This window comes from Haladaptatus sp. (assembly GCF_049589095.1).
GTDB lineage: Archaea > Halobacteriota > Halobacteria > Halobacteriales > Haladaptataceae > Haladaptatus.
Map to the genome: position 1 here is coordinate 1 of NZ_JBAWAC010000248.1, position 5,249 is coordinate 5,249.

The following is a 5,249-nucleotide window of genomic DNA, read 5'->3' on the forward strand; positions in this document are numbered from 1 at the left end:
GAGTACGAGATGTTGTTCTGTGACAACGGCTGGGTCGAGTTACGGAACCCCGACGATTCGGACACCCAGTGGCTGATGGCGAGCACGAGCATGGAAATACGCCAGTGAGTCGTCGGAACGACGAATCACAGCGACACGAGAGCACGATACCATCTCAGAAAGAAAGGAACGGTCGTCTTTTAATCGAAGGATATTAGTTTGGTGTGGCGATAGAGTTTCGAAATCCAGCTCGATAATGGCCATTCCGATCGAATTCGGCGTTACAGCGGCTGGCGCAGGTCATTAGTCGGGCGAAACGGGACGCCAAAGGATTTTCCCCTTTAGCCGCAACTGTAGAAAACCTCGATGCCGTACTAGTTTCCATGAACATCGCAGGGAGTCTGACCGACGCCGCCACGTTCTTCGGGGAGATGACGTGGAAAACGTGGTGGGCGCTCGTCCTCGGATTCACGATTTCGGGAGCGGTACAGGCGTTCGTAAGCGAAGAGCGGATGACGAACCTGCTGGGGGGGCGTGGATTGCGGGAGATCACCATCGGGAGTTTCTTCGGGATGATCTCGTCCAGTTGCTCGTTCGGGGCCGTCGCGACCACGAAATCGCTGTTCAAAAAGGGTGCATCGCCGGAAGCCTCGTTCGCCGGGTTTCAGTTCGCCAGCACGAACCTCGTCATCGAAATCGGACTGGTGATGTGGATCCTGCTCGGGTGGCAGTTCGTCGCCGCCGACGTGTTCGGCGGGATTCTGATGATCCTGTTGCTCGCCGCCATCACGAAGTACGTCGTCCCGGACTCGTGGTTCGACGCGGCCCGCGACCACGTTCGGTCGGACGAGGAGGAGAGCGGTACCGTCCGTGACCCCGTCTGTGGCATGGAGGTGGACCCGAACGACGAGAGCACGCTCAGCGTCGAGACGGAGGGAGGGACGGAGTACTTCTGTTCACAATCCTGCAAGGAGACGTTCGTCAATCAGCAGGAGGACGCGACGTGGAAGGACAAACTGCTCACCGTCTCGGGGTGGAAGAACGCCTTCCGGAACGCCATCGGCGAGTGGCAGATGCTGTGGGACGACCTGGTCGTCGGGTTCATCGTCGCCTCGCTCCTCGCGGCGTTCATCCCCAGAGCGTGGTGGGCACAGTTGTTCACGCTCGTTCCGGAGGGAACCGTCGGGTGGGTGATCCTCGGGTCGGCCATCGGTGTCCTCGTGGGCATCATCACGTTCGTCTGCTCGGTGGCGAACGTCCCCTTCGCGCTCGTGCTGTGGAACGCGGGCATCCCGTTCGGCGGCGTCATGTCGTTCATCTACGCCGACCTCATCGTCCCGAACATCGTGGACATGTACCGGAAATACTACGGCAAGCGGATGGCGGCGGTGCTGTTCGTCTCCATCTTCGTCGTAGCGACGGTAGCCGGTATCGTCACCCACTACGCGTGGGCCGCCGGTGGATTGATTCCGAAGCACAACGCGACGGGCGGATCGGTCCCGCACGCCTACACGACGGTACTCGACGTGATTTTCACCGTCGTCTTCGCCGCGCAGTTGTACGTCACCTACTTCGAATCGAGCGGCGAAGGGGAAGAAGAGATGGCCGCCCACGCGGACTAAATTCTCACGTCCTCGGTTTTCTCATGTCTCCGGTTACTCGTCCGACACCGAGTTTCGCTCGGCGGTTCGCGGCCGCTCGTACTCGCCAAGCGTCGGGTGTGTCTCGCGCATCGAGACGAGAACGATGAACCCGGAAACGAACATCGCGTATGCGGTCACGTAGAACGCGTCCTGGATGGAGAACACGTCGGCCGTGATTCCGATGACGACCGCTCCGAACCCGTATCCGGCATCGCGCCACATCCGATACACGCCGAGTCCAGTCGCTCGCCACGACGGATGTGCGGCGTCGCCGACGACCGTGATGAGGTTGGGATACAACAATGCCATCCCGACTCCCGTCACGCCCGCCGTGACGACCCACGACGAAAATCCGGAGACGAGAGTGGTCGCCAGCACGCCCGCACCGGCGACGAACATTCCGGCGACGACCGGCGGCCGACGCCCGATTTTATCGGCGAGTCGGCCGGTCCACAGTTGGAGTACACCCCAGACGCCGCCGTAGACGCCGACGACGAGACCGATTTGGGCGACGCCGAGTCCGGACGCGGAGAGATACAGTGGAAACGCGATCCAGACGAGAACGTCGACGAACTTCTCCACGCTGCCCGCCTGTGCCGCCGCGAACAGCGTCTGATCGCCGTACGTCGCTCGTTTGACGACCTCGGAAAACGACAAGTCGGCGTCCGTCTCGTTCCCATCGGACTCGGCCCGTGCGTACGGGAGCGTTTCCTCCACGAAGAGGACGGAAACGAGGCCAGCGAGAATGACGACGCCGAGCAGGCCGTAGAACGGTTCGGGTCGGAGTCCGTATTGAGCCGCGACGACCCCGGTAACCCACGACCCGACCGCGACGCCGCCGTAGCCGAACGCCTCGTCCAACCCCACCGCGAGTCCGCGTGCCTCGCTTCCCGCGAGGTCGATCTTGGCGTTGACGCTCATACTCCACGCGAGCCCTTGGTTCACGCCCAGTAGCACGTTCGCTCCGGTTATCCACCACCAGTTGGGCGCGTAGATGAGGACGAACGGAATCGGCAGCGCCACGAGCCATCCGGCGATGAGCACGCGCCGACGACCGAACTCCTCGGCCCATTTGCCGCCATAGAGGTTCAGAATCGCTTTGACGAAGCCGAAACTGACGACGAACGACCCGATGACGAGGATCGACTCGACGCCGAGAACGTCGCGGCCGAGGACCGGAACGACGGTCCGTTCGGAGCCGATGGTGAGTCCGACGGCGAACACGACGAACAACTGAAGGGCGAACTGCCGCCAGTTGCGTCGGATACCCTGTGTGTAGTTCATTCGAAGGAGGATTCGGGATCAGTTTTCGAGGGGGGAATCGAGTTCAGTTTTCGAACGGAGAGTCGAGTTCAGTTCGACGCGCAGTTGTTGGGGCCGAGTTCGAGCGTTTCGGCTTCCGCAGTAGCCCGTTCTTTGCCGGTGTTCACGCGCTTGATTCGGTTGTAGTTCGCGGGCGTGTCCGGCAGGTCTTCGAGGATCGTCTCGATGAACGCCGACTTCGTGTCCATGCCGAACAGTTCGTTGTTCGCTTCGAGGTGCTCGATGGTCGCGCCGAGCGGTCGTATCTCCTCGTCGCTGAAGTGTCCGGGGAGGACGACGGTGTCGTCCGAGAGGTCGGCGAGTCGATCCAAACTGTCGAAAAGGAGTGTCGCGCCCTCACGGGCGACATCGCTCCCGCCTTCGAGGTCGGGTCGGCCGACGCTTCGAACGAACAGCGTGTCACCGCTCAGAAGGGCGTCACCGACGAGGAAGGAGATGCTTCCGCGGGTGTGCCCCGGCGTGAACAGGATTTCGACGTCGTAGCTTCCGACCGAAATCACGTCACCGTCTTCGACCGCGGTGTACCGGTCGAGTTCGCGGGCGTCCGTATCGTGGAGATAGTACGGAACGTCCTCCGCCGCGGCGAGGTCACGCCCCCCGCTGATGTGGTCAGCGTGAGCGTGCGTGTCCGCGACTGCCACGATGTCGAGGTCACGCGTGTCGGCGAGGTTCTGATACACATCGGTGTGCTGGCCTGGGTCGACGACGAGCGCTTCGCCGCCATCCGCGACGAGGTACGAAAGACAGCCGGTACCGGGACGGACGATCTGTGTGACAGCGTCCGAGTCCGTCACGTCGTAGGCCTGATACACCATCGCCCAGCCACGCATGCCACCTTGCATCGATTTGGCGTCGTAGCCGTTGTTTCGGAGCACCTGTGCGGCCCGCTGTGAGATGACGCCAGCGACACAGACGGTTGCGACTTCCGCGTCGTCGGGGACGTCATCGAGCGACTGTTCGAGTCCGATGGTGTTCCCGCCGGATAGTTGGTCGTAGACGGGGACGTTGTGGCTTCCGTCGATGTTCCACTCCTCGTAGTCGTCCTCGTTTCGAACGTCGAGGACGTACAGGTCATTATCACCGTCTCGGAGCCGTGCAGCGACTTCCGTCGGGCTGATATCGGTATTGCTCGACATACACAATACTATGAAATACAGTATTGATAAACCTGTGGATTTCCACGTTCGTTGCCCGCTTTGGCAATTCGAGGCCGAGCAACCGCTGAAAAGACGACTTTACCGCTCCCGCTCCGGGTTCGAACCGACGATTCCCCGTACTTTTCGCGCGATTCGTTTCACGAACAGAGCGTACTGTTCGACGGGGGACGTGCGACAGTTCGGTCCGTCGTCGATCGTACACGCGTCGCCGGAATCGGTTCGTTGGGTCATGGTTCTCCGTTATCGACGTTCGTCGCGGGAGTCGTTTCGACGGATAGGGCGATGAACGCCACGGGTGAAGATAGGTGCTGCAGCCACTTGTATTGTTCCATCATTGCAAGACAACCTGACCGAAACCTCAACTACTAACATCCCCGACGCCGTAGGGAAAGCCGATGACGTACTACGAAAAGCGGCAAGTGGACGGCAAATTCGACGAGGTCGTCGAGCGAACGACCGACGCGCTGGCCGACGAGGGGTTCGGCATCCTCTCGGACATCGACGTGAGCGAGGCGTTCGCGAAGAAACTGGACATCGAGGACTACCCGAACTACCGGATTCTCGGCGCGTGCAACCCGCCGCTGGCGAAGCAGGGACTCGACGCCGAATCCGACCTCGGCACCCTGCTCCCCTGTAACGTCGTCGTCTACGAGACGGACGACGGCGTGGTGGTCAGCATGGTTGACCCCGAAACGATGCTCTCGGTCGTGGACAGTCCGGAACTGGACGGCATCGCCGACGACGTCAAAAGTCGGTTCGACCGCGTGCTGGCGTCGCTTTCCGACGAGTAAAATTACCTCGCGGACGATTTCTCCAACGACCCGACGAAGTCGGTCGTGAAGCTCTCGACATCCGTCCAGTCCGTGTACTCATACTCCCGCGACGTGTCGCTGTCCCCGCTCGTCCGTTTCGCGACCTGTTTCATGACGAACCGCTTGAGCGTGCCGTACTGTCTGTATTTGAGCGCCCCCGGGATGACGGCGGTTTCGTCCGGATTCCACCCCGTTTCCGCGAGGAACGCCGCGACGTATCGACGGGCGCGGTCCCGCGCCTCGTCGGTGTCCTCGGCGGCGGTAAGACTCACGGAGAAAAACGCGGACGGGAGCCGGTTCAACTCGTCCACCTGTTTTTTCACGTAGCGTGTGAC

6 protein-coding genes are annotated in these 5,249 nt (G+C 61.3%); 2 read left to right on the top strand and 4 right to left on the bottom strand.

Annotated features, from left to right (window positions below):
- Positions 1-362 precede the first annotated feature (362 nt).
- Complete coding sequence (locus WBV42_RS08110; protein ID WP_423985577.1) at positions 363-1,601, top strand: permease; 1,239 nt, start codon at positions 363-365, stop codon at positions 1,599-1,601.
- A gap of 33 nt (positions 1,602-1,634) precedes the next feature.
- On the opposite strand, the gene WBV42_RS08115 is transcribed toward WBV42_RS08110, so the two are convergent.
- From WBV42_RS08115 to WBV42_RS08125, 3 genes are all read right to left on the bottom strand, one after another.
- A complete protein-coding gene (locus tag WBV42_RS08115; RefSeq protein ID WP_423985578.1) occupies positions 1,635-2,906 on the bottom strand; it encodes an MFS transporter in 1,272 nt (423 codons plus the stop codon).
- 68 nt (positions 2,907-2,974) lie between these two features.
- Positions 2,975-4,081, bottom strand: a complete 1,107-nt coding sequence (locus WBV42_RS08120) for an MBL fold metallo-hydrolase (protein WP_423985579.1) — start codon at positions 4,079-4,081, stop codon at positions 2,975-2,977.
- 99 nt (positions 4,082-4,180) lie between these two features.
- Positions 4,181-4,333: a hypothetical protein gene (locus WBV42_RS08125; protein ID WP_423985580.1), complete on the bottom strand. Its 153-nt coding sequence runs from the start codon at positions 4,331-4,333 to the stop codon at positions 4,181-4,183.
- Positions 4,334-4,497: 164 nt separating this feature from the next.
- Between WBV42_RS08125 and WBV42_RS08130 the strand changes: the two genes are divergently transcribed.
- Positions 4,498-4,893: a DUF302 domain-containing protein gene (locus tag WBV42_RS08130; RefSeq protein ID WP_423985581.1), complete on the top strand. Its 396-nt coding sequence runs from the start codon at positions 4,498-4,500 to the stop codon at positions 4,891-4,893.
- Between the two features lie 2 nt (positions 4,894-4,895).
- On the opposite strand, the gene WBV42_RS08135 is transcribed toward WBV42_RS08130, so the two are convergent.
- Positions 4,896-5,249: flavodoxin domain-containing protein (locus tag WBV42_RS08135; protein WP_423985582.1), on the bottom strand; the 354-nt coding region annotated here is incomplete at its 5' end.